This is a genomic window from Haloarcula laminariae, assembly GCF_025457605.1.
In the GTDB taxonomy this organism is placed as follows: Archaea; Halobacteriota; Halobacteria; order Halobacteriales; family Haloarculaceae; genus Haloarcula; species Haloarcula laminariae.
In genome coordinates this window covers 467,429-491,344 of sequence record NZ_JAMZFY010000001.1, presented here as the reverse complement: position 1 = coordinate 491,344, position 23,916 = coordinate 467,429, and the positions used below count along the sequence as shown (strand labels likewise).

The 23,916-nt window shown below is 68.2% G+C and carries 23 protein-coding genes and 1 tRNA gene; 11 read left to right on the top strand and 13 right to left on the bottom strand.

The genetic code is table 11. From position 1 onward, the window contains the following. Positions 1–657: 657 nt before the first annotated feature. The gene (locus NJQ98_RS02535; RefSeq protein ID WP_262175373.1) at positions 658–1,836 is read left to right on the top strand and encodes a carboxylate--amine ligase; all 1,179 of its coding nucleotides are present in this window, start codon (positions 658–660) and stop codon (positions 1,834–1,836) included. A 153-nt stretch (positions 1,837–1,989) separates the two neighbouring features. On the opposite strand, the gene NJQ98_RS02530 is transcribed toward NJQ98_RS02535, so the two are convergent. Beyond that, positions 1,990–2,063, bottom strand: a tRNA-Tyr gene (locus NJQ98_RS02530). Between the two features lie 122 nt (positions 2,064–2,185). Between NJQ98_RS02530 and NJQ98_RS02525 the strand changes: the two genes are divergently transcribed. The 4 genes from NJQ98_RS02525 to ftsZ all read left to right on the top strand — a co-directional run bounded on the left by NJQ98_RS02525 (position 2,186) and on the right by ftsZ (position 4,725). Further along, entirely contained in the window at positions 2,186–2,401 is a 216-nt protein-coding gene (locus tag NJQ98_RS02525; RefSeq protein ID WP_262175372.1) for a hypothetical protein, read from the top strand. 72 nt (positions 2,402–2,473) lie between these two features. Then, positions 2,474–3,115 carry a zinc ribbon domain-containing protein gene (locus NJQ98_RS02520; RefSeq protein WP_262178715.1) on the top strand — a complete coding sequence of 214 codons (642 nt, stop codon included), beginning with the start codon at positions 2,474–2,476 and terminating at the stop codon, positions 3,113–3,115. Between the two features lie 213 nt (positions 3,116–3,328). Then, entirely contained in the window at positions 3,329–3,514 is a 186-nt protein-coding gene (gene cdrS / locus NJQ98_RS02515; RefSeq protein WP_262175371.1) for a transcriptional regulator CdrS, read from the top strand. Positions 3,515–3,516: 2 nt separating this feature from the next. Next, positions 3,517–4,725 carry a cell division protein FtsZ gene (gene ftsZ / locus NJQ98_RS02510; RefSeq protein ID WP_262175369.1) on the top strand — a complete coding sequence of 403 codons (1,209 nt, stop codon included), beginning with the start codon at positions 3,517–3,519 and terminating at the stop codon, positions 4,723–4,725. A 28-nt stretch (positions 4,726–4,753) separates the two neighbouring features. On the opposite strand, the gene NJQ98_RS02505 is transcribed toward ftsZ, so the two are convergent. From NJQ98_RS02505 to NJQ98_RS02490, 4 genes are all read right to left on the bottom strand, one after another. Continuing rightward, on the bottom strand, positions 4,754–6,043 hold the full coding sequence (locus NJQ98_RS02505) for an FG-GAP repeat domain-containing protein (RefSeq protein ID WP_262175367.1): 1,290 nt from the start codon (positions 6,041–6,043) through the stop codon (positions 4,754–4,756). 102 nt (positions 6,044–6,145) lie between these two features. After that, positions 6,146–7,138, bottom strand: a complete 993-nt coding sequence (gene ncsA / locus NJQ98_RS02500) for a tRNA 2-thiolation protein NcsA (protein WP_262175366.1) — start codon at positions 7,136–7,138, stop codon at positions 6,146–6,148. Between the two features lie 67 nt (positions 7,139–7,205). Beyond that, the gene (locus NJQ98_RS02495) at positions 7,206–9,020 is read right to left on the bottom strand and encodes a bacterio-opsin activator domain-containing protein (protein WP_262175364.1); all 1,815 of its coding nucleotides are present in this window, start codon (positions 9,018–9,020) and stop codon (positions 7,206–7,208) included. Between the two features lie 50 nt (positions 9,021–9,070). Next, positions 9,071–9,802, bottom strand: a complete 732-nt coding sequence (locus NJQ98_RS02490) for an alpha/beta hydrolase (RefSeq protein WP_262175362.1) — start codon at positions 9,800–9,802, stop codon at positions 9,071–9,073. A 131-nt stretch (positions 9,803–9,933) separates the two neighbouring features. On the opposite strand from NJQ98_RS02490, the gene NJQ98_RS02485 reads away from it, so the two are divergent. Continuing rightward, complete coding sequence (locus tag NJQ98_RS02485; protein ID WP_348533566.1) at positions 9,934–10,581, top strand: DUF7095 family protein; 648 nt, start codon at positions 9,934–9,936, stop codon at positions 10,579–10,581. 126 nt (positions 10,582–10,707) lie between these two features. Next, complete coding sequence (locus tag NJQ98_RS02480; protein WP_262175358.1) at positions 10,708–11,454, top strand: hypothetical protein; 747 nt, start codon at positions 10,708–10,710, stop codon at positions 11,452–11,454. A 25-nt stretch (positions 11,455–11,479) separates the two neighbouring features. Here NJQ98_RS02480 and NJQ98_RS02475 read toward each other — a convergent pair whose 3' ends face one another. From NJQ98_RS02475 to NJQ98_RS02460, 4 genes are all read right to left on the bottom strand, one after another. Then, positions 11,480–12,223 (bottom strand): class I SAM-dependent methyltransferase, encoded by a 744-nt coding sequence (locus NJQ98_RS02475; protein WP_262178713.1) that lies wholly within the window; start codon positions 12,221–12,223, stop codon positions 11,480–11,482. 83 nt (positions 12,224–12,306) lie between these two features. Further along, entirely contained in the window at positions 12,307–13,140 is an 834-nt protein-coding gene (locus NJQ98_RS02470) for a deoxyribonuclease IV (RefSeq protein ID WP_262175357.1), read from the bottom strand. 78 nt (positions 13,141–13,218) lie between these two features. Next, positions 13,219–14,013 carry a lipoate--protein ligase family protein gene (locus tag NJQ98_RS02465; RefSeq protein WP_262175355.1) on the bottom strand — a complete coding sequence of 265 codons (795 nt, stop codon included), beginning with the start codon at positions 14,011–14,013 and terminating at the stop codon, positions 13,219–13,221. A gap of 55 nt (positions 14,014–14,068) precedes the next feature. Further along, complete coding sequence (locus NJQ98_RS02460) at positions 14,069–14,740, bottom strand: helix-turn-helix domain-containing protein (protein ID WP_262175353.1); 672 nt, start codon at positions 14,738–14,740, stop codon at positions 14,069–14,071. Positions 14,741–14,822: 82 nt separating this feature from the next. Between NJQ98_RS02460 and NJQ98_RS02455 the strand changes: the two genes are divergently transcribed. Continuing rightward, positions 14,823–16,463, top strand: a complete 1,641-nt coding sequence (locus NJQ98_RS02455; protein ID WP_262175352.1) for an NADH-quinone oxidoreductase subunit D — start codon at positions 14,823–14,825, stop codon at positions 16,461–16,463. Between the two features lie 3 nt (positions 16,464–16,466). On the opposite strand, the gene NJQ98_RS02450 is transcribed toward NJQ98_RS02455, so the two are convergent. The 4 genes from NJQ98_RS02450 to NJQ98_RS02435 are packed head-to-tail and all read right to left on the bottom strand — an operon-like array spanning position 16,467 to position 20,410. Continuing rightward, positions 16,467–16,997, bottom strand: a complete 531-nt coding sequence (locus tag NJQ98_RS02450; protein ID WP_262175351.1) for a hypothetical protein — start codon at positions 16,995–16,997, stop codon at positions 16,467–16,469. After that, positions 16,997–18,685 (bottom strand): b(o/a)3-type cytochrome-c oxidase subunit 1, encoded by a 1,689-nt coding sequence (locus tag NJQ98_RS02445; protein ID WP_262175349.1) that lies wholly within the window; start codon positions 18,683–18,685, stop codon positions 16,997–16,999. Before NJQ98_RS02445 ends, NJQ98_RS02450 begins: the two co-directional genes overlap by 1 nt. Further along, positions 18,685–19,218 (bottom strand): cytochrome c oxidase subunit II, encoded by a 534-nt coding sequence (locus tag NJQ98_RS02440; RefSeq protein ID WP_262175347.1) that lies wholly within the window; start codon positions 19,216–19,218, stop codon positions 18,685–18,687. The genes NJQ98_RS02445 and NJQ98_RS02440 overlap by 1 nt, the downstream gene beginning before the upstream one ends. 4 nt (positions 19,219–19,222) lie before the next feature. Continuing rightward, positions 19,223–20,410 (bottom strand): halocyanin domain-containing protein, encoded by a 1,188-nt coding sequence (locus NJQ98_RS02435; RefSeq protein WP_262175345.1) that lies wholly within the window; start codon positions 20,408–20,410, stop codon positions 19,223–19,225. Between the two features lie 157 nt (positions 20,411–20,567). On the opposite strand from NJQ98_RS02435, the gene NJQ98_RS02430 reads away from it, so the two are divergent. The 3 genes from NJQ98_RS02430 to NJQ98_RS02420 are packed head-to-tail and all read left to right on the top strand — an operon-like array spanning position 20,568 to position 23,903. Beyond that, a complete protein-coding gene (locus tag NJQ98_RS02430) occupies positions 20,568–20,744 on the top strand; it encodes a DUF8131 family protein (RefSeq protein ID WP_262175343.1) in 177 nt (58 codons plus the stop codon). Position 20,745: 1 nt separating this feature from the next. Next, complete coding sequence (locus NJQ98_RS02425; RefSeq protein ID WP_262175340.1) at positions 20,746–21,519, top strand: sulfite exporter TauE/SafE family protein; 774 nt, start codon at positions 20,746–20,748, stop codon at positions 21,517–21,519. Beyond that, positions 21,516–23,903: a heavy metal translocating P-type ATPase gene (locus NJQ98_RS02420; RefSeq protein WP_262175338.1), complete on the top strand. Its 2,388-nt coding sequence runs from the start codon at positions 21,516–21,518 to the stop codon at positions 23,901–23,903. The genes NJQ98_RS02425 and NJQ98_RS02420 overlap by 4 nt, the downstream gene beginning before the upstream one ends. The last annotated feature ends 13 nt before the right edge of the window (positions 23,904–23,916 follow it).

The following is a 23,916-nucleotide window of genomic DNA, read 5'->3' as shown; positions in this document are numbered from 1 at the left end:
CCATGTGTCGGCCAGACCAATCATTTGTATACCGATACGTATGAGAATCAACGCCGGTAGGCCGTTTCGCCACCGTCGGCAGCGGCGTGAAAAATGGGCGAAGGCCCGATAGCGAAGCGGACGTGCCAGTGTGGGCGCCGACGGCTACTCGACCCACTTCGCACGGCGGATGTCGTACCCGCCACAGTCCGGGCAGGTGTGGTGCTGGAGGTCGAATGACGCCTCACACTCTAGACAGATGTACGGGCGTCCCGTTGGCTCCCCGAGGTGGGAAACGCTGCGTGCTTTGTCAAAGACTCCCATCGGCGACCACGGAGAGTAATCGGCCCATACGACCAAAAAGAGTGCTGATAGTTCACGCCATTTCACCCGGCGCAGTCTTGCGGTTTTGCCAGATAGAAGTCACAGCCGTTCGGTCGGCCGGTACTATCGAAACGAGGTCCCCCGAGTCAGCGGCCCTTCCGAGAGCGACCGACGAGCCCGCGCGCCGGCGGGGATACGTCAGACATACATAATGAATCCGAGGGACGAACACGCGAGGCAGTCGCGCCACGGGGTCGAACCCATGCTCTGCGAGGCCCGGATAAAGCCGTGTTACCGTCGATACGCTCCCCATACTGATACTGTTCGTCGAGAGAGGTTTCAGGAAGGGGGAATATGACTGCCGCGCTCATTCCGACTGGGTACGAGACACAGGGCTACACGTGTGTGCAGTCCCTCTCACGCCACGGTATCGATACCATCATCGCATCGGAGAAACCGAGGGTGCCGGCGGGCGCATCCAGGCACTGTACCGAGTCGCTATCGGTCAGTGACCCGCGAGCGGACCTGCTCGCGTACCGGGACGACCTGCTCGAACTCGCTCGACGACCGGCGGTAAAGACGGTCGTCCCCATCCGACCGGACGGCGCCTATCTCCTCTCGCGCTACCGGGACGAGTTCGAGGCCGCCACAGACCTCTTCGTCCCCTCGTTCGACCAGTTCCGCACGGTGGCCGACAGACTGCGGCTCGTCGAGGCGGCCGAGAGCGGGGGCGTCCCGGTCCCGTCGACGGCCAGGCTCGGCGAGGTCGAGGAGTGGTCGGGCGAACAGATTGTCAAGTCCCGGTACAACGTGCTCGCCGAGGGCGTCGTCCCGGACAGGGAGCCGACCGACATGACAGTCGAAAAGTCCCTGACACATCTCGCCGCGGGCGAGGCCCCCGACGCCGAGGCGTTGTCCGGGGCGATGGGTCACGAACCCATCGTCCAGGAGTATATCCCGTCGACGGCGGAGTACATGATCGGGGCGCTGTACGACCACGGCGAGCCGCTGGCGATGTTCCAGCACCGCCAGATTCGGGGCGACACGTACGCCGGCGGCGGCGGCGTCTACCGCGAGTCGGTGGCGATTCCCGAACTGGAAGCGGCCGCGCGGGCGCTGCTCGACGAACTCGACTGGCACGGGCTGGCCTGCATCGAGTACATGCGCCACGAGGAGACTGGGGAGTTCTACCTCACCGAGATCAACCCCAGAATGTGGCAGTCGCTCCCGTCGACCGTCCGGGCCGGCGCCGACTTCCCGCTGTACTACTGGCTCGCCGCGCGCGGTCGGGAAGACGAGATAGACTGTAGCTACGACCTCGGTGTCGGGACCCATTCACTCCACGGAGAGCTTCGACATCTCCTGAGTATCGTTCGGACCGACTCGTCGGTCGTGGCGAAGCCGCCCATCACACGGCGGGCGCGGGAGATACTCGTCTCCTGTCTGCGCGAGCCCAACTTCGATTATCTCACGCTCGACGACCCCGGGCCGTTCATCCGGGGAGTCAGAAACGAGCTGTCGTGGCGCCGGTGAGACTGGTGCTCACTTCGTTCGCAGGAGAAGTCCGCCCTCCCCGATTTGAACGAAGGAAGACGGTCGGCCTCGCTTCGCTCGGCCGCTGCGACTTCCATGCTCAAATCGTGTCGGTTGGACTTGTCAGTCGTCACGTCGCTCCGACAGAACAAGTCCGCCCTCCCCGATTTGAACGGGGGACAAGTCGATCTACAGTCGACTGCTCTACCAGTCTGAGCTAAGGGCGGTCTGCAGTCGAAAATAGCCCGCGGTCCGGACTTAAGGGTTGTTATTCACGGAGGGTTCGCGGTCCCGTGACATGTGTGGCTCGCACACAATATCTAAACCGGAGGTGAGCGTAGGGTGGGGCGTGCTTGGAGACTGTGACTACTGTGGTGACCCGCTCACCAGCGAGCTCCAGTCGGTGTCCTGTGACCACTGTGGGGAGGGGTTCCACGTCGAGTGCGCCCGCGAGGCGGGCGACCTCTCGGTCACGGTCGAGTCGAAGCTGCTCGGCTCGAACAACTACCGCATCGAATGCCCGTTTTGTGACCGCTCCTGGAGCGCTAGCTACGACCCGCGCTGACGCCGAGCCGACAGGCGTCAGACACAGCGGGAAGATTGAAATACCCGGGCGACGACCTGTATGACGAGTCGGATGAGCAAGATAACGTTCCGCGCCGACGACGCCCTCGTCGACCGCCTCGAGGAGTTCGACGCCTCGAAGAGCCAGGTCATGCGCGAGGCGCTCCGTGCGTATCTCGACGAGGAGTCCGAGTCGTCGTCGGACGCGGACGAACCGGTCACCGACACCGAGAGCATCGACGCGCTCATCGCCGACCGCGTCGACGCGCTCATCGCCGACCGGCTGGAACCTCCGAGGGCGAGCCGCCAGCCCCAGGACGTAAATGTAAACATCACGCTCGACGCCGATAGCGGGGCTGTACGCGAAGAATCGGCCGACAGCAGACACGCGTCAGACACGGCCGCCGAGGGTGAGACGACGGGTGTATCACACGACCGCGAGGGCCGTAAGACAGCGGCCGACGGTCGTGAAAACGCGGACACGACCCGGAAGAAGACGGGGTCGGAGACCGACTCCGCGTGTGCCCAATGTGGCGAGAACCTGGCGTCCTCCCACGTTTACTGCCCGAACTGCGGGGAGAAGGCTTCCCGGCGCGTGTTCTGTGACTGCGGCGACGAGCTCCGTTCCGACTGGGGATTCTGTCCCGGCTGCGGACGACGGACCCCCGCAGCGGACGTGCTGGAGCAGTCCAGAAGTGGCGCAAACAGGGAGTAGCATCGCCTTACCGCCGTAAACGTGGATTTGTCATACACTCGGCGGAAGTTTTATTATGCCATAGTCTGTGGTACATCGTGCGTAAGACGACCGTCTTACACAGTAGGGGTCGCGGCGGCACACCGGCCGCCATCGGGCGATTTCGCTGTGTAAACAGACACGCGCGCCGTAAACACGGGGCGTTTGGATCGTCTTACCCAAAGGGAAACAACCATGGAGCGTGTGACACTACGGATTCCGAAGCAGCAGATTGAAGAGGTCGAACAGATGGTCGAGACGGGGGAGTACCCCAACCGGAGTGAGGCGATCCGGTCGGCCGTCCGGGAGATGCTATCCGAGCAAGAGGGCTCGGAACGCACCTCCGAGAAAAACGAGAAGCGGACCTGGGCGAGGGTGTAACGATGCAGGACATCGTCAACGAAGCCCTCGAACGCGACGAGCAGGAACAGCAGAAGCTGTCCGACGAGGACATCGACGGGTTCGGCGACCCCCGAATCGTCATCGTCGGCTGCGGCGGCGCCGGCAACAACACCGTCAACCGCCTGTACAACATCGGCGTCGAGGGCGCCGACACCGTGGCCATCAACACGGACAAGCAGCACCTCAAGATGATCGAGGCCGACACGAAGATACTCGTCGGCAAATCCCTGACCAACGGGCTCGGCGCGGGCGGCGACCCCTCGATGGGCGAGCGCGCGACCGAGATGGCACAGGGGACCATCAAGGAAGTGCTGGGCGATGCCGACCTCGTCTTCGTCACCGCCGGCATGGGTGGCGGGACCGGGACCGGCGCAGCCCCCGTGGTCTCGAAAATCGCCAAGGAACAGGGCGCCATCGTCGTCGGCATGGTGTCGACGCCGTTCAACGTCGAGCGCGCCCGCACGGTGAAAGCCGAGGAGGGCCTGGAGAAGCTCCGCAACGAGGCCGACTCCATCATCGTGCTGGACAACAACCGCCTGCTGGACTACGTCCCGAACCTGCCCATCGGCAAGGCCTTCTCGGTGATGGACCAGATCATCGCCGAGACGGTAAAGGGCATCTCGGAGACGATTACCCAGCCCAGCCTCATCAACCTCGACTACGCCGACATGACATCCATCATGAACCAGGGCGGCGTCGCGGTGATGCTGGTGGGCGAGACCCAGGACAAGAACAAGACCGAGGAAGTGGTCAAGGACGCGATGAACCACCCCCTGCTGGACGTGGACTACCGCGGCGCGAGCGGCGGGCTCGTCCACATCACCGGCGGCCCGGACCTCACGCTGAAGGAGGCCGAGGGCATCGCCCAGAACATCACCGAGCGACTGGAAGCCTCGGCGAACGTCATCTGGGGCGCCCGCATCCAGGAGGAGTACAAGGGCAAGGTCCGCGTCATGGCCATCATGACCGGCGTCCAGTCCGCACAGGTGCTTGGCCCGTCCACCCAGAAGCAGGCCAACAAGTCCCGCGAGGCGATTCAGGAGGTCGGCGACGACACCTCCTTCGACGCCTCCGAGAACTTCGACGAGCCAAGCAGCGCCGGCAGCAGTGCCGGCTACGGCGAGACCGACGGCGGCCGCAGCCAGAAGGAGAAGAACAACGGTCTCGACGTCGTCCGGACGAGCGAGTAGACCTCAACAATCCGTTTTTTCCGAGCCGTTAGACAGTACCCGTCGCCACGTCGCCCCCTACCCGGCTCCCGTCCGCAGTGAGGAACTGCAGTTCCCAGTTACCCGCCGGTCGGTCCAGTTCGTCGATGTATCGCAGGTCGCCAGTGGACGCGTCGACGTACACCAGTTCGTCGAGCCCGTCGCCGTCGACGTCGGCCGCAGTCACGGGCGACTTCGCGGCCGTCGGCGTGGTCCCGCTGTCGATGTCGGTCCCCTGGATTTTCGTGTCCGACCCAGCATCGACCAGGTGGATGTTGGTGCTGCCGTCGACGTACGCCACCCGCAACTGGCCGTCGTCGTCGAAGTCACCGAACGACCCGCCCCCGACGCCGGTGTTGGAGCCGAGTGTCGTCGTGCTGAGCACGGTCGGCGTTCCGCCCGGCGTGTCGTAGTACTGGAGCGTCTGACTCCCGTCGACGAAGACGAACTCGTCGTCGCCGTCGCCGTCGATGTCACGGACGCCGGCCACCGCGTCCGAACCGTCACCGGGGTCGGCGATCTCCGCCGTGGCATTGCCGACCGACGAACAGTAGAACCGGCTGTCGTTGCCGGCGAAGAGGACGCCGGAACACCCGTCCCAGCTCCCGGTCGTCAGCCGTGTCTTGTTGTTATCGATACCGGAGCCCGACGGGATAGTCGAGGCGACCGTCTCCGTGTTGCCGGCGGCGTCAACGAGCCGAATCTCCCCGGCGCTGTTCGCATACGGCACCTCGATAGTGCCGTCGCCGTCGACATCGCTGGCCGGGCCGAGCGCCTGCGGAGCGGACGGGGTCGGGATGACGGATTTCGACCCGCCGTCGCCCGAGACGTTCAGGATTCCGCTGGTCGCGCCGGTAAACACCACGCCGTCGGGAAGCGACGCGCTGGAGGAAGACGACGACAGCGTCGTATCGAACGTCGAAAGGATGTACGACGAGGGCTGCTGCCGTTGTTCCTCCCAGATGATACGGACCGTCTCGCTGGTGGGAGTGACGCGTATCTCGCTCCCGGCGGTCAGCTCGGTGCCCGCGAGCGTATCGGGGTCCTCGATACCACGGATTCGGACGCGGCTGCCGGTAATCGAGTCGCCGGACTCGTGGACGAGTCGGTAGTCGTCGGCCGATTCTATCGGCTCCAGCGCCAGTCGGGCCTGCGGGGCCGGGTCTTGCTCCTCGGTCAGTCCGAGGAACAACGCGCCCGAGATGGCGACCAACAGCAGGACGACGGCCAGAAACAGAACGGTGCCGACGACCGGAGATATCGCTCGCTCGCTGGACGCAGTGGAGAGCTGAGGACCCATCCCGTGGGATATTTGTCTCCGAGATAATATGGCTTTCCGAGACGCGCCGGCGGTAGCGCCGCCCGAAACTCGGCTTCGGTCCGCGGGTCGCGTGTGGCGGTCTCAGACCGCTTCCAGCGCTTCAATCAGGTTGCACTTCCGACAGATGTCGCGAGCGGTGGGCGCGCCGCAGTTGTCGCACTCGCCGAAGTCTTTCGCGCTGTCTTCGCCGCCGAACGCGTCGGCCGCCAGCGCGGCGAGTTTCTCGTAGCCGGCCATGATGGAGTGGCGCGTGCCCGGATGGTTCTCCTCCAGACCGAGCATGAGTTCCTGAATCTCGCCGCGGTAGGCCTCCGAGGAGTGGGGACACTCGGTGATGTGAGCCGGGAGGTCACGGAAGCGAGCGTAGAGGGCTATCTCCTTCTCGGGTACGTCGCGCAGGGGCTTCGCTCGGGGGATGTGGTGGTCCTGGTTCGCCCGGGTCCGGTCCGTGGGGGCGTCACCGCCCTCGAAGGGGCCCAGCGAGGCGTCGAAGTGCTTGGCTATCTGGTCGACGTCGCCCTCCAGGAAGTTCATCAGCGCCGTCTCGGCCTCGTCGTCTAAGTTGTGGCCGGTCAGCAGTTTGTCCGCGCCCAGCTCCTCGGCGTACCGCGAGAGGACGTCCCGCCGGAACACGCCGCAGTAGGCACAGGCGGCCATCCCCTCGGGGTCGTCCTCGACGACGTCGTCCATCTGGACGCCGAATTCGGACTCGTAGGAGACGACCTTGTGGCGGATTCCCAGGTCGTCGGTCAGCTCCTCGCAGGCCTCCAGGCTCTTGTCGCGGTACCCCTCGATGCCCTCGTGGATGGAGAGCGCGACGAGTTCGATTCGGGGGTCCCGCTCGAAGACGTCGTGGAGGATGTGGGTGAGGACGACGCTGTCCTTGCCGCCCGAGAGCCCGATGACCCACGTCTCGGGGTCCTCGGGCGTCGCGTCGTCGGGGACGAGTCCGTCCTCGCGCACCCGCCGACGAAGCCGTTTCTCGACGGCCCGACAGAGGTGGTCCTCACAGAGATAGAGCCCCGAATAGGCCGCGTGCAACACCGCGTCGGACCCGCACTTGTCACACTCCATTAGGTTGAGGTACGTCCGGGTCGCCCTGAGGGTTTCGTCTCGCACCCGAAAGGGAGGCGCCAGCCGCTCACTCGAAGACGGCGTCGAGCAGCTTCGACTCGGCCTTCCGGAGGTGCTGGTGGAACGTAGACGAGCTCACGCCGAGCCGCTCCGCCACCGCCGGACCGGCGTTCTCGCGGGGCCAGTTGAAATAGCCCATGAAGTACGCCGCGTCCAAGGCCGCCCGCTGGCGGTCGGTCAGCGAGTCGAGAAGCCGCGAGTCGAGCGAGCGGGGCGACCGAGTCGTCTGTCGGCGCCGGAGCATCTCCATGTCGGCCTCGACGCCCGTGATGCGGTCGATGGCCCCGGAGACGTCCCCGTCGGCCGCGAGGTGGACGGTCATCGTGGTGCTGTCGCCGGTGACGGTGACGGTCGAGACGTAGCCGCCGACGCTCGCGACGGTCGAGAGGACCGGCGGGTCGACGAGCGTCATTTCGATATCGTACCCCTCGCCCCGCGCCCTGAGCACGGTGATGTCGTCGATGTAGCGGAGCGACGCCGTCTCCGTGAGCCGCTCTATCGACGACCGCTCGACGCCGGTGGCTGTCCCGTAGACGAGAAACACACCGTCGCCCAGCGACAGCATGCTGTCGAACTCGACGGTGGCCTCGAACCACTCCGGGATGCCGATTCTGCCGCGGGTGTCGGTGAGCCGGAAGGAGAGCTCGACGATTTCGTCGGAGAGCAGCGCCTGCTTGCGTTCGACCGCGGCGATGGCGTGTCCGACTATCTCGCCGATGCCTTCGAGCACCTCGCGCTCGGCCGCGCCGAAGGCGTCGACCCGCTCGGAGTAGATGCCGAGGACGCCGTACAGCGTCTCCCCGAAGACGATGGGGATGACGGCCATCGAGCGGTAGCCGTAGCGTTCGGCCAGGTCGAGCCAGGGCTCGAAGTCCGGGTCGGCGTAGACGTCGCGCGAGAGCTGCATCTCCCGTGTTCTGACCGCCCGGCCGGCGGGCCCCTGTCCGCCAGGTTCCGTCGGGTTCGAGGTCAGGCCGGCGTCGGACAGGTAGCCGTCACAGCCGTGTTCCACCCGCGGGACGAGTTCGAGGGTGACCGGGTCTATCGTCGCAATCCAGGCGAACCGATAGGAGTCGGAGGCGCTCAGTTGCTCGCAGGTCGCGGCCTCGATTTCGGGGCGGGTCGACTGGTCGATGACGGCGTCGGTGAGCTGTCGGACGACGGCGTTGAGGTTGTTCAACACCTCGAGGTTGTCGCGTTGACTCTCCAGGAGCCGCTCGCGGTGTTTCCTGGCGGTGATGTCCTGGAGGTAGCCACGGACTAACTCGTGGCCGGCCCCGGAGATGGCTTCCCCGGAGACGCGGACCCAGCGTTCCTCGTCGGCCGCCGTAATCAGGCGCAGCTCCGCGCTGTAGGGCGCGCCCGTCTCGACGCAGGTCTCGAACCGCCGCCGCATCGTCGGCCGGTCCTCGGGGTGGAAGAAGTCCAGGGCCGTCTCCAGCTCCGGTTCGTATCCGCTCTCGACGCCGTGTATCCGGCGGGCGCCGTCGGTCCAGAACAGCTCGCCGTCGTCGATGTCGTACTCCCAGGCGCCGACGTCGCCCAGCCGCTCGGCGTTGGTCAGCAGCTCCCTGAGCCGGCGCTCGTCCGGCGGGTCGACGCCGGCCGGACACCACCAGACGCGGGCGCCGGCGCCGACCTTCTTCGTTCGGAGCTCCCCTGTCTCGGCGAGATACTGGAGGCGTTTGTGGGTCGCGCGGCGACCGCAGTCCAGCTCCGCAGTGACTTCCGGTGTGGTCCGTGGCGCCGTCGGCTCGTCGCTGTCGGTGAACACCTGCAGCGTCTCGGCGTAGATGTCGTCGAGCGCCGGTCGGTACTCCATATAGTGTCAACAGTATTGAAGGAGATAATCGTTCCGCCGGTGGCCCCGGCCTACGGAGCCGGCCCGGAGCCGAGGGCCGATGGCCCCTCGCTGAGACTGTCGAGGACCGTCCCGGTGAGCGACTCCCTGGCGGGCGAGGAGAACAGCTCGTGGCCGCCGTCGTACAGCCGGATGCGGTCGGCCGGAAGCCGGTGACCGATAGCCCGCGGGTCGACGATGGCGTCGGTGAGCGTACAGAATGCGACCGCGTCCTCGCGGGCCGGCGGGAGCCGCCGCTGTGCGCGGTCGACGGTCCGGAGGAAGGCCGGCGAGGCGGCCGCGGGGCCGTCCGCGAGCTGCTGGTCGGTGGCGAGAGCGCCAAGCGCGTCGGCTCCGAGGTCGCTGAACGGAAGGACGGGCGTCGATATCGGAAGCGAGGTGACCGCCCGGAAGACGGCGTCGGGCAGCGGGTAGTCGCTGCCCCACCACGGGCTGAGATAGACGCGGTTGCCCGCGCCGTCGGCATCGAGGTGGGCCGCCGCCAGCCCGCCGGCGCTGTGACCCAGGAGGTCGAAGCGGTCGAGGTCGGCGGCGTAGGATTCGAGGGGCGCGACCCACTCGCGCTCGAAGTCGGTGATGTGTGTCGGCAGCTCGGCGACGTGGACGCGGTACCGCCGGGCCAGCCGGTCGACGAGCCACTGGACGTTGTCGTGGCGACAGCGGTTGCCCCAGCCGAGGACGAACAGGCAGTCCCGCACCGCCTCGTCAGCGCCGGCGCCGTCGTCGTAAATCCGAATCCGCATACACCGAGTTCGCCGGAGGGAGGGAAAACTCCACGGCACGTACTGGTCGCGCCACACCCGTCCCCGATGGTGGTCCCGCCCGCGGAGAGTCAGCGTTTTGCCCGCCGGCCCACTATCGGGGGGCAATGAGTATGGACCGCGCGGCCGCCGTCGCCCGCGTCGAGGATATCGTCGAGACTGTCGAGTCCGAGACTATGCCCGTCCCGGTCCGGGAGGTGTGGGTCTACGGCGACGTGGCACTGGGGCTCGACCCCGTCGAGCGGCTGGACGTCTACGTCACCAAGGACATCCTCTTCAAGGACGCCCCGGAGCGCAGCGACGAGTTCAAGCGGAGCCACGGCGTCGACGGCGTGGGCAAGACCGTCCGGGCCGAGTGGGCCGACGAACACCCCGACTACCTCCGGGCCAACGCGAACGGGCACGCCGCGCCCGAGAAGTGTCTCGCCGCCCACCTGCTGCCCGACAGCGACGAGCCGATTCATCTGGAAGTGTGCAACGCTTCCTTCGACGACAACGTCACCCAGCGGCTCAAGGGGGCGATGGCCCGCGAGGACTACGAGCAGATTCTCGACCCCCGCGGCGCGTGTCTGTGGGTAGAGGGACAGCGGTCCGAGGAGGCGTTCAGGAAGCTCCGGGACGGCGACTTCGTCCTGCCGACGCTGTCGGGGGCCCTGGAGATGCTGGGAATGGACACCGGCGAGGCCGACGAGGCCGCCGACGCCGTGCGGGCCTACCGGAATCGGCAGGAGGGGGCGACGGTTCGGGGCGACGTGGTGTAGGAGACACCGAGCAAAGCGAGAACCCGAGCGGAGCGAGGGTTCTCGAAGCGAACTCCAGCCACTGCACACTCAAACCGCCGTTTGAGCCACTACAAGAGCTTTATCTGAACCACGTCACGCCCCGGTATGGAACGCACGCGACGCGACGCCCTCCGACTCGCCGGCGTGTCGGTGGCAGCGCTGGCCGCCGGCTGTCTCGACGACGCGGACACCCCGGCCGGCACGCCCACCGACCAGCCGAGCGAGACGCCGACAGAGACCCCGACTGACCCGCCCACGAACGGACAGCTCCCCCCGGGCCTGGAGCGGGTCGACGAGCCGCCCTACGATATCGCCGTCCCCGACTGTGGCGACGGCCCCGACGGCGGGAGGGACCCGCTGTATCTCTGTGCGAACATGGCGACGGAGCCGTCGCTGTCGTTCGAACAGGCACACGCCAGGGGGAGCGTCCTGGCCGAGTCGGGGCTCGAACTGTCCGACGACGACAGCGGCGACGAGCTGTTTGCGGCGCTCCTGACCGACGCGTCCGACCTCGAGAGAGTCGACAGCGAGGCGGACAGCGAGCCCGCCCGGCTGATTCGGGAGACGAATGTCGCCACCCACGCCGTCCTCGTCGTCGAGTCCGGCTGGGGGTCGGGGTCGGTGTATCCGCACGTCAAACGCCTGGAGGCGACCGACGACGGCGTCCACGCCTTCGGCTGCCACAGCGACCCCTGTATCGTGACGGACGACTACACGTCGCGGACGACCGCCGTCCGCTTCGAGCGCCCCGAAACGGTCGAGACCGGCGTCGTCAGCCTGACCGTCGCGCCGGACGAGCGCTGGAACGTCGCCGCCGGCGAGGGCGTCGTACCGATTCCGGGGACGGAGTGAGCGCTGTCCGTCCGGGGGCGGGCGGTCAAACCCGACCGACGGTGACGAAGAAGGGGACCGTCTCCCGGCGCTCGTAGTCGTCGGTCCGCATCTGGTCGACCACGTCCCGCCCCATCTCGCGCCACTGCTCGCGCAGGGCGTCGTACTCCTCGGGCGTGGTCTCGCCGTCGAGGATGGTCTCCCGGTCGGTCGCCAGCCCCTCGCCGGTGGCCTTCCGTCGGGCGGCGCGGACGGCGCCGTCGCCGTAGGGCGGCTCGACGCGTAGCTCCTGGTCGTACCGTCGAGTCGAGACGACGTCGAGGCCGGCCGCCTCGAATACGTCGGCGGCGTCGGCACCGAGCTCCACGTCGGTGTCGACCCCGTCGAGGAAGCGCTCGCGGGCGCGCCGGGCCAGCCGCGGCTCGCTGTCGACGGTCGAGCGGACCGTGACCGCGCCGTTGTTTGGCTCGACGGCCGCGACGCGGTCGGTGGCCACCCGGGCGAACTCCCGGACGGCGGCGACCGGGTCCGGGAGGTTGATGAGCAGCGCCTGACACACCACGAGGTCGAAGCTGTCGGTGTCGAAGGGGAGCCGCGTCGCGTCGCCCCTGACGGTCTGCCCCGGAACCGACGACAGGAGTCCGGCGTCGGCGTCCAGCCCCACCACGTCGGCGTCGCTCTCCTCGCGGCAGACACGCGTCAGTTCGCCGGTGCCACAGCCGACGTCGAGGACGCGGTCACACGACGCCAGGTCGAGGTCGACGAGCGCCTCGCGGGAGTCGGCCCACATCCCCGTGCGGGTGGTTTCGAGGTAGTCGGCGGAGAAGCGTCGCACGCGAGAACGCAGTCGGGACAGCGGCAAAAAGTTCGCGGTCAGTCGGCGCGCAGCTCCCGCACCCGCTCGATGTTCCACGCGAAGCTCTTGCCGTCCTCGGTGGGCGTCTCCAGCACGAGTGGAACGTCTTCGACGGCGTCGTGGTTGACGAACGCCTCCATCCCGGCCTCGCCGATTTCGCCCTCGCCGATGTGGGCGTGTTCGTCCTTGTTGGTCCCACAGTCGTGTTTGGAGTCGTTGAGGTGGATGCAGGCCAGGTCCTCGAAGCCGACCACGTCGTCGAACTCGGCGAAGGTCTCCGCGACCCCTTCCGGCGTCGAGAGGTCGTAGCCCGCCGCGAACATGTGGGCGGTGTCGAGACAGAACTCGATGTCGAGGCTCGTCCGTTCCCGAACCGTCGCCAGGTGTTCGAACTGGCCGCCCAGCTTCGTCCCGCTGCCGGCGTCGGACTCGATGAGGACGGTGACGCCGTCGGGCACGTCCAGGTCGTCCAGCACGCTCGCCGCGTTGTCGAGCCCGCCGTCGACGCCGGCGCCGGTGTGGGCGCCCAGGTGGACGTTGACGTACTCGATACCGAGTTTGTCGGCGGCGTCGACCTCCTTTTGCATCGAGTCCAGGGACTTCTCGCGGAGGTCGTCTTTCGGCGTACAGAGGTTCACGAGGTAGGAGGAGTGGATGACCCACGGGCCGACGCCGTTTTGCTCGCTCAGCTCGCGGAACTTCGCGGCCTCGTCGTCCTCGATGTTGGGGTCCTGCCAGACCTGCGGGGAGTGGGAGAATATCTGGCCGCAGTTGCCGCCGTACTCGACTTGCTCGTCGACGGCGTTGTAGGCGCCGCCGGCGATAGAGGTGTGTGCACCGACTCGTACCATGGACAGCGGTGGGGGGCGCCGGATAAAAGGGGTTCCGACATTCGTCAGCGCGAACCGTCCGGACCGGCGATGCCCCGCTCAGGGCGTCCGGCGGACCCACTCGTCGGTCGCGTACTTCGAGTCCGCGCGCTCGCGTGCGCGAGACCGCTCGTCGTCGGTCCACCCGCCCTCGTCGGCGTCGACCCAGTCGGCCAGCGTCTCGCCGAGCGTGGCCACGGCCGTGTCCCGCTCGCAGTCGGCGTACTCGTCTATCGCGCCCACACGCTCGCGGAAGGCGTCGTGGTCCGGTTTGGCCGTGAAACAGCCACAGTGACGGTCGGGTCGGAGCGACAGCGACAGCGAGCCGTGCTGGACGACCGCGTCGTTCCGTCGGTACTGGGCGTTGCCGCCGATTTTGCGCCCGTCGGGACCGACGATGTCGTGAGCGGGATGGAGCGCTCGCAGGTAGCAGGCGGGCTGGTGGACCGCGTCCCGTTCCGCGTCGACGAAGCTGGCGTCGACGCCCATCCCTTCGAAGGCATCGAGTATCGGTTCGCAGAACAGTTTGTAACACGCCATCAGGTCGCCGGGGACGGCCTCGGCCGGCGCGACGATGCTGTAGGAGATGTCGGCGTAGCGGTCGTGGTAGATGGCGCCCCCGCCCGTCGGCCGGCGGGTGACGCCGACGCCCTCACGCTCGCAGTAGTCCCAGTCGACGGTGTCGGGGTCCTGGCTGTACCCCAGCGAGAGCACGTCGGGCCAGGTGTACACCCGGACCGTCGCCGGGCCGCCGTCGGCGGCCGTCTCGGCGGCAATCTCCTCCAGTGCCATCGTCATCGGGCCGTCGTCGGTGGCTTCGCCGACGACCCGCCAGTCCAGCTCCGCGAGTGTCATTGGCGCCGGTAGGCGGTCGCGTGGATTAGCCGTTGCGACTGCCGCCGCGAGCGTCTCACGCCGGACCGCCGCCGTCGACGAGCCGGCCCATCACCCGCTTTTCGGCCTTCCGGAGATGTTCGGCGGCGGTGCCGGGGGAGCAACCCAGCGCCTCGGCCACGTCGGCGGTCGACCCCTCGCGGGGTTCCTCGTAGTAGCCACAGTCGACGGCGGCGGCGACGGCCTCGAACTGGCGGTCGGTCAGGGCCGCCGTCGGTTCGAAGCGGTGGTTCACGTACTCGCCGACCTCGCGGACGTCGACGCCGATGCCGTCCGGGACGGCCTCGACGGCGCGCTGGACGGTCTCACCCGGCCCGACGAGCGTGAGCGCCATCGTCCCGTCGGCCCGGAACGCGACCGGCGAGACGCCCACCAGCCCCGCGGCGGTGACCGCGTCGACGATACCCCGGCCGGTCTCGGAGAACCGGTCCCGGACGTAGAGATAGAACGAGTCGTCCGGACACGTGGAGATGGCGTACTCGATGACGTACTCGGTCGCCTCCAGGGCCTCGCGATAGGGGGCGACCGGGTGGCCGTCGACGTAGAACAGCATCGTGTGGACGTCGGCGTCGATGTTGTTCCCCCGGAGCAGGTAGCTCGCCTCGTAGCCGTCGTGGTCGACGACGAACTGGTGCATCGGGTTGCGCGCGTCGGGCGGCAGCGACAGCGAGAGCCTGACGTACTTCACACCGGCTATCGAACCCCCGAATATAAATGCGCCTCGCCGCTGGGGCACCACGGCGAGGGGCGGCGGGGGCGACGCTTTGGGTATGTCAAACGCCGTCGCCAGACCGTCCGAACCGACAGCCGACCTCGCCGAGCCGATTCGGGACCACGTCGTCCGCGAGGAGCGCCACGAGAACGCGCCCGCGGTCGTGGTTCGCGCCGACGAGGTCCAGCAGGCCCTCTCGACCCTGCGGACCGAGTCGGGGCTCGACCACTGTGCCTGTGTCACCGCCCAGGAGTACGCCGACCGCTTCGAGACCATCTACCACCTGCGCAGCTACGACGACCCGACCCGAGAGCTGTCGGTCGTCGTACCCACCGCACACGACGACCCCCACAGCGAGTCGGCGGCCCCCGTCTACCGCACCGCCGAGTGGCACGAGCGGGAGGCCTACGACCTGCTCGGCATCAGCTACGACGACCACCCGGACCTCCGACGGATTCTGTTGCCCGAGACCTGGCAGGGCCACCCGCTGCGCCGGGCGTACGACCAGAGCCGGCCACAGATAGTCCCCTTCCGCGAGCACCGGCAGCTGCTGGAAGACGAGCGCGTCGGCCCCGACACGATGCACATCAACGTCGGGCCACACCACCCCTCGACCCACGGCGTGCTCCACCTGAACGTCGAGCTCGACGGCGAGCAGGTCGCGGCCGTCGACCCCGACATCGGCTATATCCACCGCTGCGAGGAGCAGATGTGCCAGAAAGGCACGTACCGCCACCAGATTATGCCCTACCCCGACCGCTGGGACTGGGGCGGCGCCGGGCTGTTGAACGAGTGGGCCTACGCGCGGACGGCGGAAGCGCTCGCCGGCATCGAGGTGCCCGACTACGCCCAGGTCATCCGGACGATGTGTGGCGAGCTCGCCCGCATCCTCTCGCATATGCTCGCCGTCGCCACCTACGCCCTGGACGTGGTCGGGGAGTTCGCCGCCGCCTTCCAGTGGGGGATTCGGGACAGGGAGATAGTCCAGGACATCCTCGAGGACCTGACGGGACAGCGGCTCATGTTCAACTACCTCCGCCTGGGCGGGGTCGCGTGGGACCTGCCCGAGCCCCGCGAGGAGTTCTTCGAGACTGTCCAGGCGTTTCTCGACGGGCTCCCACGCAAACTCGGCGAGTACCACGACATGCTGACGGGCAACGAGATACTGCAGCTGCGCACCGTCGACACGGGGTGTCTCGACCCCGAGACGGCGAAGGCCTACGGCTGTACCGGCCCGGTCGCGCGGGCTTCTGGCGTCGACTACGACCTCCGGCGCGACGACCCGTACGGCTACTACGACGAGCTCGACTGGTCGGTCGTCACCGAGGACGACGGCGACAACTTCGCCCGCGTGCTCGTACGCCTGCGCGAGGTCGAGGAGTCCGCGAGAATCGTCCAGCAGTGTGTCGACCTGCTCGAAGAGTGGCCCGAGAGCGACCGCGAGATACAGTCGAACGTTCCCCGGACGCTCCGACCGGAACCGGACACCGAGATATATCGGGCGGTCGAGGCCGCCAAGGGCGAACTCGGCATCTACATCCGGTCCGACGGCACCGAGACGCCCGCCCGGTTCAAGATTCGCGGCCCCTCCTTCTCGCACGTCCAGGCGCTCTCGGAGATGGCCGAAGGCGAGTACGTCGCCGACCTCGTGGCGACGCTGGGGAGCCTGGACACGATTATGGGCGAGGTCGACCGGTAACCTCTAGAGGTCGCCCAGGTCGACGGTGAACGCGCGGGGCGTCGGCGTGTCGTTGCCCGGCGCCGAGATAACGGTCACCGAGAGCGTGTCCGGCCGGTCGCCGGGGGGCAGTTTCCACACTCCGGTGACGAGCCCGTCCTCGCCGGTGTCGAGCGTTCCGGTCGTCGCTCCCGACCCCTCGACGGTCCGGCCCCCGCTGGTGGTGACCGCCCCGAGCCGGAGTTCGTAGCCGTCGACCGGGTCGGAGACTGTCACGGTCAGGACGAACTGCGTCGCGTTGTCGTCGTCCGTGAGCGTCGCCTCGTCGACCCGCTCGGTGGCCGGGGTCCCGGAGAGTATCTCGTCGCCGACGGTCGCACCGCCGGTCTCGGGCGCTTGGGTCGGCGTCGCCGCGGCCCCCGGCCCGCCGCCGGTCGCGTAGTGGCCGATGAGACCGCCGAAGGTCACCAGCTCGATGACGATGGGAACGGCGATGGCGAGGACGATCAGGACCCGGACCATGCTCACGTCCGGCGGGTCGGCGTCCTCGAGCATCAGACCGAAATCGGCGGGCTCCCCGGCGCGGTGATGCCGTCGGCGACCATGCTCCAGATCGGCGGCCCGTAGGCGATGACGATGAGCACCAGCGCGATGGCCGTCCAGAGCTTGTAGTTATCGAGGATGCGCGGGCTGTGGTCGGCGCCCGAGAGCGGGTCGGGAATCGTCCCGTTGACCGACAGGGTCCCGCCCCGGTGGGCGAGCCACGTCTCGGCCATCACGAGCAGGAACATCGCCGCGCCGAGGAACAGCAGCGTGCCGCCGATGGCGATCTGGATGCGCATCTCGCTCATGCTCCCGGCGACGCCGCTGAAGGCGAACTCGTCGTAGGTCGGCTCGGCGGTCCGTCGGGGGACGCCCGCCAGCCCCGCCCGATGCATCGCGTTGGACATCAGGGCCATACCGATGAACCAGACGTACGGCTGGGCGACCGCGACCGACCGGCGCTTGAGCTGCTTGCCGGTAATCTGGGGGACCAGCCAGTAGCTGATGGCCATCGCCGTCAGGGCGAAGGCCGTCCCCACGGTGAGGTGGAAGTGACCGGGCACCCACAGCGTGTTGTGGATGAGGTAGTTGATGTTCATCCCGGCGTTTATCATCCCCGAGAAGCCGCCGGCGGCGAACATCAGGCCGGCCAGCATACAGCCGGTGAAGGCCGGGTTGTCCCAGGGGAGTTCACGGATCCAGCTGACGTATCCCGTCGCGCCCCGCTGTCGGGCGGCGTGTTCGACGCTGGCGACGACGGTGAACGCCGTCAACAGCGACGGCAACAGCAGGAACATCGTGTTCGTCATCGCGATGGCCTTGAACCCTTCCGGGATGCCGGGGTCGACGTACTGGTGGTGGAAGCCGACCGGCGTCGACAGCAGCAGGAACAGGACGAAGACGACGCGGGCGAGCGGGTCACTGAACAGCCGCCCGCCGGCCAGCTTCGGCAGGATGGTGTACCACACCAGGTAGGCGGGCATCAGCCAGAAGTAGACGACCGGGTGGCCGAAGTACCAGAACAGCGTCCTGGTCAGCAGGGGGTCGACCTGACTGATGAGTCCCAGCGACCACGGGATGAGGAAGGCGACCACCTCGACGGCGACGCCGAGGGTGCTGACGTACCACATCAGCATCGTCGTCACGACCATGAACACCTGCAGCGGGATGCGCTCGTCGGGGTTCTCGGAGCGCCAGTCCCACAGCGACTTGAAGTAGGCGCCGCCGGCGATCCACGAGCCGACGATGAGCAGGGCCGCCCCGACGTAGAAGAACGGGTGAGCCCCCATCGGCGCGTAGAACGTAAAGAGCACGTCCGCGCTCAGCTCCTGGCCGAGAATCGAGGGCGCGCCCATGATTCCGCCCAGGATGGCGACGGCGGCAAGCACCGTTCCAAACAGCATCAGCCAGAACGCGCCCCAGGAGATCCGCTGTGGGAGCTCCCGGTCCAGGTTCTTTGTCACCGCCCAGCCGAACAGCCCGGCGATGAAGAAGGTCGTAAACACCAGCGCCAGCAGGACGCCGTGTCCCGTCAGGATGGTGTAGTAGTCCGCGGAGCTGATGAATCCCCGGAAGATGCCGGTGCGATGCAGCGCCTGGACGATGCCGAAGAGCGCGCCGATACCCAGCGCGACAAAGGAAACGATGAACTGGCTCCGAACGAGTTTCGACGTCTTTGGATAGCTATCGACGAAAACCATCAGTTTTGCACCTCCGTTTCGTTGTACGTGTACTCTGACTGGGGCACCACTTCGACGGACCCGCCCATCTCGTGGTGTGCGGCCCCGCAGTACTCGTGACAAACGAGGCCGTACGTACCGGGGTTGTCAAACCGGGCGGTGACCTCCGAGACCTGCCCGGGGATGACCATCGTGTTGATGTTCGTCTCGACGATGGAGAACCCGTGGGTCACGTCCGCGCTGGTCACGCGGAAGGTGACCCGCGTGTCCGCGGGGATGCGAATCGGGTTGTCGCCGGTCCCCGGGGAGAACTGGAACTGCTGGGCCACCACGTAAACCACGTAGTGGCTGTCGTTCTGTTTGACGACGCCGGGGTCGTCGAACCCGGTCCCGGTGTTGCTCTGTTGGACCGCCTGCGGGTCTATTTCGCCGCCCGAGTCGTCGACCATCTGGACGCCGGCACCGACGGTGCCGTAGGCGATGGTGGCGATGAAGCCGACGATGAGCAGGAGCGCTGCGCCGAGCCAGACTTTCTCGAAGTTGTGAACCTGCATTGTATCACCCGATCACCGAGACGCGGCCGAGGAACTCCACGAAGTACATGAACACCCACAGCAGGACGATGAGGACGAAGTAGAACGCGATGAGCGAGGCCGTCCCCGTCGGGTCGAACTCGTCGTGGCCGACCTCGACGTCCGGCTCCGTCGCCGGCGCCTCCTCGACCGGGGTGGGACCGCTCGCGAGTTCGAGGTCCGAGTCGGACGGCTCCGGGGGCCGCTCGCGGTAACGCCGACGCATCACCGCGGCCAGCAGTAGCGGCGAGAAGAAGGCCGCGAGCACCGACCCCGCGAGCAGCCAGCCCGGCCCCGACATCGAGATGTCGGCGCCGCCCTCGCCGCCGCTGCCGCCCTCGGAAAGCGGGCCGCCGACGACGACGGCGCCTTTCATCCCGACCCCCTTGTGGGGGGAACAGACGTACTTGTAGATGCCGTACTCCTCGAAGGTGTGGCTGTAGGTCGTCCCCTCCTCGGCGACAGCGTCTCCCGAGTCAAGCGGGCCGTCGCCGTCCGAGACGACGTTGTGGCCGCCGCCGTTGCCCGTCCACGTCCAGGTGACTTCGGTCCCGGGCGTGACACGGACTGCCGGCGGGTCGAAGGCGAAGGCACCGTTGTTCCCATCCGCGCCGACGGATATATCGACGCTGTCGGAACCGGTCTGGTCGACGGTGTTCCCGTCGTAGTTCGAGACGTCGTCGAACCAGCCCTCGTAGTCGGGGTTGGCCGGCGGCCCCTCCGGACCGGGCGTGCCGGGCCTGACGACGACGGCGCCTTTCATCCCGAGCCCCTCGTGGGGGACACAGACGTACTTGTAGATGCCCTCGCTCTCGAAGGTGTGGCTGTACGTGGTCCCCTCCTCGGCGACCGCCTCGCCCGAGTCGAGCGGCCCGTCGCCGTCGGAGACGACGTTGTGGGCCTGCCCCTGGCCGGTCCAGGTCCAGACGACCTCGGTGCCGGGGTTGACCCGCACCGCCGGCGGGTCGAAGGCGTAGTTCCCGTTGTTCCCCTCCGCGCCGACGGATATCTCTACCCTGTCCTGGCCGCGCTTGTCGACAGTCTCCTCGTAGTTCGAGACGTTGTCGAACCAGCCGCCGTAGTCCGGTTCGCTCTGTGCGCTCGCGGTCCCGGCCACGCCGAGCGCCGCGGCCCCGGCGGTCGCCGTGAGGAACTGCCGCCGACCGACAGTCATCGGCCACCTCCCGTCGTCCTGGTCGTCCACACGCTACCGCTACTGAACGATACCATAGTCGACCGGTTTCACCCTAATCAAAAAAAGGGGTTACGGGATTCCTGCGCAGTTGGAACACGCCAACCATTTTTATATACGGTTGGCCTAACTCTCGGCCATGTCAGCATCCAGCCCGCGACTCGTGACGCTGCTTGCACTGCTGGGACTAGCACCGATCGGCTACTACATCCTCGGTACCGGTCGGAACATCGTCGCCCTCTCGCTGGTCAGTATCTGCATCATCGCGGCGAGTCTCTTCCTGATGACCGGCGACCACGAGGGCCAGGCCGCCTGAGATGGGACTCGGGACCGCCGGGCTGTCGGCGGGCGAGACCACCGGGCTCGCGGCGATGGTCGGCCTCGGGCTCGTCGGGAGCGTCCACTGTCTCGGGATGTGCGGGCCGCTCGTGACGACCTACGCCGACCGGCTCGACGACGGCGGGCCGCTGTCGCTGACGGAGATACGCCAGCAGTCGCTGTTCAACCTCGGCCGCACCGCGAGCTACACGCTGCTCGGCGGCCTGTTCGGGGCCGCGGGCGCGCTGGTGTACGACCTGGCGGCGCTCGCTCGGGTCGGAACCCTGGTCCGGGGCGGGGCCGGCGTCCTCGTCGGCCTCGCCATCGTGGCCGTCGGGCTGGGCTACCTGACCCGGGGTCGGGCCGTCGACCTCGCCAGGGGGCTCCCCGTCGTCGGCGCCTGGTTCGACCGGGTCTCGTCGGCGCTGGTGGCGCGGCTCGACCGGCTCGTCGACGGGCCGGGGATGGTCGCGCTGGGGGCGATACACGGACTGCTCCCCTGCCCGCTGCTGTACCCGGCTTTCCTCTACGCCGCGGCTACCGGCTCGGCGGTGACCGGCGCCGTCTCGCTGGCGGCGCTGGGACTGGGCACCGTCCCGCTGGTGTTCGCCTACGGCACCGCGTTCGGCACGCTCTCGCCGGGGCGGCGCGCGTCGCTGCATCGCGTCCTCGGGGCGCTGTTCCTCGTGCTGGCGCTGGTACCGCTCGCGAACGGACTGGCGGCCTTCGGCGTCACCGTCCCGAAACCGCCGCTGCCGATGCCCTGGACATGACCGACTGCACCCTCTGTGGACTGGCGACCGACGACCCCGTCACCGACAGCGACGTGGCCGGCGCCTTCTGCTGTCGGGGGTGTCTGGAGGTCGCCCGGACGCTGGACGACCCCGCAGGGACGGACTCGGCGGCCGTCGAGACCGGCCCCGACCCCGACGAGGCCGAGGGCGAGACGGCCTTCTGCTCGGTGTCGGGGATGCACTGTGCGACCTGCGAGCTGTTCCTCGAACGGCGGGCGACTGCCCACGACGGCATCACCGGCGCGTCGGCCAGTTACGCGACGGGGACGATGAAAGTCACCTACGACCCCGACCGGGCCGACGCCGACGCCCTGCCCGACCGGCTCTCCGGGTCGGGTTACGAGGTCTCCCGCCGCGAGCCGGACGAGGCGGACGACTCGGAGCAGGTCGGGCGGCTGCTCGTCGGCGGCTTCTTCGGGATGATGACCATGCTGTGGTACGTCCTCTTTCTCTATCCCGCGTATCTCGGTCTGGACTTCGGGCTGGTCGACCTCCAGGGCCCCGCCGGCGCCTACCTGCTCTGGAACACGGCAGTCATGACCGGCGTCGTGGTCGGCTACACCGGCTGGCCGATGCTGCGGGGCGCGGTGGTGAGTCTGCGTACCCGCCGGCCCAACATGGACCTGCTGGTGGCGATGGCCGTGACGACGGCCTTCGCCTACAGCGTCGTCGCGGTAATCCTGGGCCGGACGGAGGTGTACTTCGACGTAGCGACGGTCATCGTGCTGGCCGTCTCCGTCGGCGACTACTACCGCGACCGGGTCCGCCGGGCCGCGACGGGGCGGCTGACGGAGCTGACCAGCCAGCGGGCCGAACAGGCCCGGCGGCGGACCGAGTCCGGCACCGAGACGGTCGACATCGACGCGCTCGTGCCCGACGAGGAGGTCGTGGTCAGAGCCGGCGAGCGCATCCCCGTCGACGGGACCGTCGCCGAGGGGACCGCCGGCGTCGACGAGTCGCTGGTGACCGGCGAGTCACTGCCGGTCCGGAAGACCGCGGGCGACGAGGTGGTCGGCGGGGCGATGGTGGCTGAAGGCGGACTCGTAGTCCAGGTCGGCCCGGAGGCCGAGAGCACCGTCTCCCGCCTCACGGAACTGCTCTGGAGCGTCCAGAGCGAGCGCGGCGGCGTCCAGCGCCTCGTCGACCGCATCGCGGCCGTCTTCGTCCCGCTGGTGGTCGGGCTGGCCGTCCTCGCGGGAGTCGGTCACCTGGCGGGCGGGGCGGCGCCGACGGACGCCCTGCTGACCGGGCTGGCCGTGCTCGTGGTCTCCTGCCCCTGCGCGCTCGGTCTGGCGACGCCGCTGGCGACGGCCGCCGGGGTCCGGGCGGCGCTGGACGAGGGCGTCGTCGTTACCGACGGGTCGGCCTTCGAGACCGCCACCGAAGTGGACGTGGTCGCGTTCGACAAGACCGGGACGCTCACCACCGGCGAGATGCAGCTGGTCGAGCGGCCCGACGACGACGCGCTGTGGCGGGCCGCGGCCCTCGAACAGTTCGCCGACCACCCGCTCGCCGCGGCCGTCACCGCGGCCACGGAGGCGTCCGACGCCGTCGTCGAGGACGTCGAGCACCACCCCGGCCGCGGCGTGAGCGGGACCGTCGAAGCGAGCGCGCAGGCGGCCGACGGCGAGCGCGTCGTCGTCGGGACGCCGGCGCTGCTGTCCGACGAGGGGCTGTCGGTGCCGGACGAACTGGCCGACAGGTGCGAGCGAGCGCGGTCGGACGGGCAGATTCCCGCGCTGGTCGGCTGGGACGGCCGCGCCCGGGACGTCGTGGTCGGGGGCGACCAACCCCGAGCGGGGTGGGCGGCCACCGTCGAGGCGCTCGCGCCCCGCGAGGTCGTCGTCATCACCGGCGACGGCCCGGCCGCGGCCGCGCCCTTCGAGCGCCACGATGCGGTCGACGAGGTGTTCGCCGGCGTCCCGCCGGACGCGAAGGCCGAGGTGGTAGAGCGACTCAAATCCCGGGGCACCGTCGCGATGGTCGGCGACGGCACCAACGACGCGCCGGCGCTCGGGACCGCGGACCTGGGCATCTCGCTGTCCTCGGGGACGGCGCTGGCCGCCGACGCCGCCGACGCGGTGGTGACCACGGACGACCTCGCCGCCGTCCCGCGGGTGTTCGACCTGACGACCCGGACCCGGCGGCGCATCCGCGAGAACCTCGCGTGGGCGTTCTGCTACAACGCCGTCGCGCTCCCCCTCGCGCTCGCCGGCCTGCTGAACCCGCTGTTTGCCGCCGTCGCGATGACCGCCTCCAGCCTGCTCGTGGTGGCAAACTCCGCACGCTCGCTCGGCGGCGATGACGCCGTCGCGGCCGACCAGGGGGCCACAGCGCCCGCGGCGCCAGCGGCAGGAGACTGATACTGGTGGCTAC

Excerpts from the sequence above, each read along its gene's own strand:
- NJQ98_RS02420 (WP_262175338.1), top strand. The coding sequence starts at position 21,516 with ATGACCGACTGCACCCTCTGTGGACTGGCGACCGACGACCCCGTCACC.
- NJQ98_RS02480 (WP_262175358.1), top strand. The coding sequence starts at position 10,708 with ATGGAACGCACGCGACGCGACGCCCTCCGACTCGCCGGCGTGTCGGTG.
- NJQ98_RS02470 (WP_262175357.1), bottom strand. The coding sequence starts at position 13,140 with ATGGTACGAGTCGGTGCACACACCTCTATCGCCGGCGGCGCCTACAAC.
- NJQ98_RS02425 (WP_262175340.1), top strand. The coding sequence starts at position 20,746 with ATGGGACTCGGGACCGCCGGGCTGTCGGCGGGCGAGACCACCGGGCTC.
- cdrS (WP_262175371.1), top strand. The coding sequence starts at position 3,329 with ATGGAGCGTGTGACACTACGGATTCCGAAGCAGCAGATTGAAGAGGTC.
- NJQ98_RS02475 (WP_262178713.1), bottom strand. The coding sequence starts at position 12,223 with ATGTGGGCCGACTCCCGCGAGGCGCTCGTCGACCTCGACCTGGCGTCG.
- ftsZ (WP_262175369.1), top strand. The coding sequence starts at position 3,517 with ATGCAGGACATCGTCAACGAAGCCCTCGAACGCGACGAGCAGGAACAG.
- NJQ98_RS02520 (WP_262178715.1), top strand. The coding sequence starts at position 2,474 with ATGAGCAAGATAACGTTCCGCGCCGACGACGCCCTCGTCGACCGCCTC.
- NJQ98_RS02535 (WP_262175373.1), top strand. The coding sequence starts at position 658 with ATGACTGCCGCGCTCATTCCGACTGGGTACGAGACACAGGGCTACACG.
- NJQ98_RS02430 (WP_262175343.1), top strand. The coding sequence starts at position 20,568 with ATGTCAGCATCCAGCCCGCGACTCGTGACGCTGCTTGCACTGCTGGGA.
- NJQ98_RS02435 (WP_262175345.1), bottom strand. The coding sequence starts at position 20,410 with ATGACTGTCGGTCGGCGGCAGTTCCTCACGGCGACCGCCGGGGCCGCG.
- NJQ98_RS02485 (WP_348533566.1), top strand. The coding sequence starts at position 9,934 with ATGGACCGCGCGGCCGCCGTCGCCCGCGTCGAGGATATCGTCGAGACT.
- ncsA (WP_262175366.1), bottom strand. The coding sequence starts at position 7,138 with ATGGAGTGTGACAAGTGCGGGTCCGACGCGGTGTTGCACGCGGCCTAT.
- NJQ98_RS02495 (WP_262175364.1), bottom strand. The coding sequence starts at position 9,020 with ATGGAGTACCGACCGGCGCTCGACGACATCTACGCCGAGACGCTGCAG.
- NJQ98_RS02465 (WP_262175355.1), bottom strand. The coding sequence starts at position 14,013 with ATGACACTCGCGGAGCTGGACTGGCGGGTCGTCGGCGAAGCCACCGAC.
- NJQ98_RS02505 (WP_262175367.1), bottom strand. The coding sequence starts at position 6,043 with ATGGGTCCTCAGCTCTCCACTGCGTCCAGCGAGCGAGCGATATCTCCG.
- NJQ98_RS02490 (WP_262175362.1), bottom strand. The coding sequence starts at position 9,802 with ATGCGGATTCGGATTTACGACGACGGCGCCGGCGCTGACGAGGCGGTG.
- NJQ98_RS02455 (WP_262175352.1), top strand. The coding sequence starts at position 14,823 with ATGTCAAACGCCGTCGCCAGACCGTCCGAACCGACAGCCGACCTCGCC.
- NJQ98_RS02445 (WP_262175349.1), bottom strand. The coding sequence starts at position 18,685 with ATGGTTTTCGTCGATAGCTATCCAAAGACGTCGAAACTCGTTCGGAGC.
- NJQ98_RS02450 (WP_262175351.1), bottom strand. The coding sequence starts at position 16,997 with ATGCTCGAGGACGCCGACCCGCCGGACGTGAGCATGGTCCGGGTCCTG.
- NJQ98_RS02440 (WP_262175347.1), bottom strand. The coding sequence starts at position 19,218 with ATGCAGGTTCACAACTTCGAGAAAGTCTGGCTCGGCGCAGCGCTCCTG.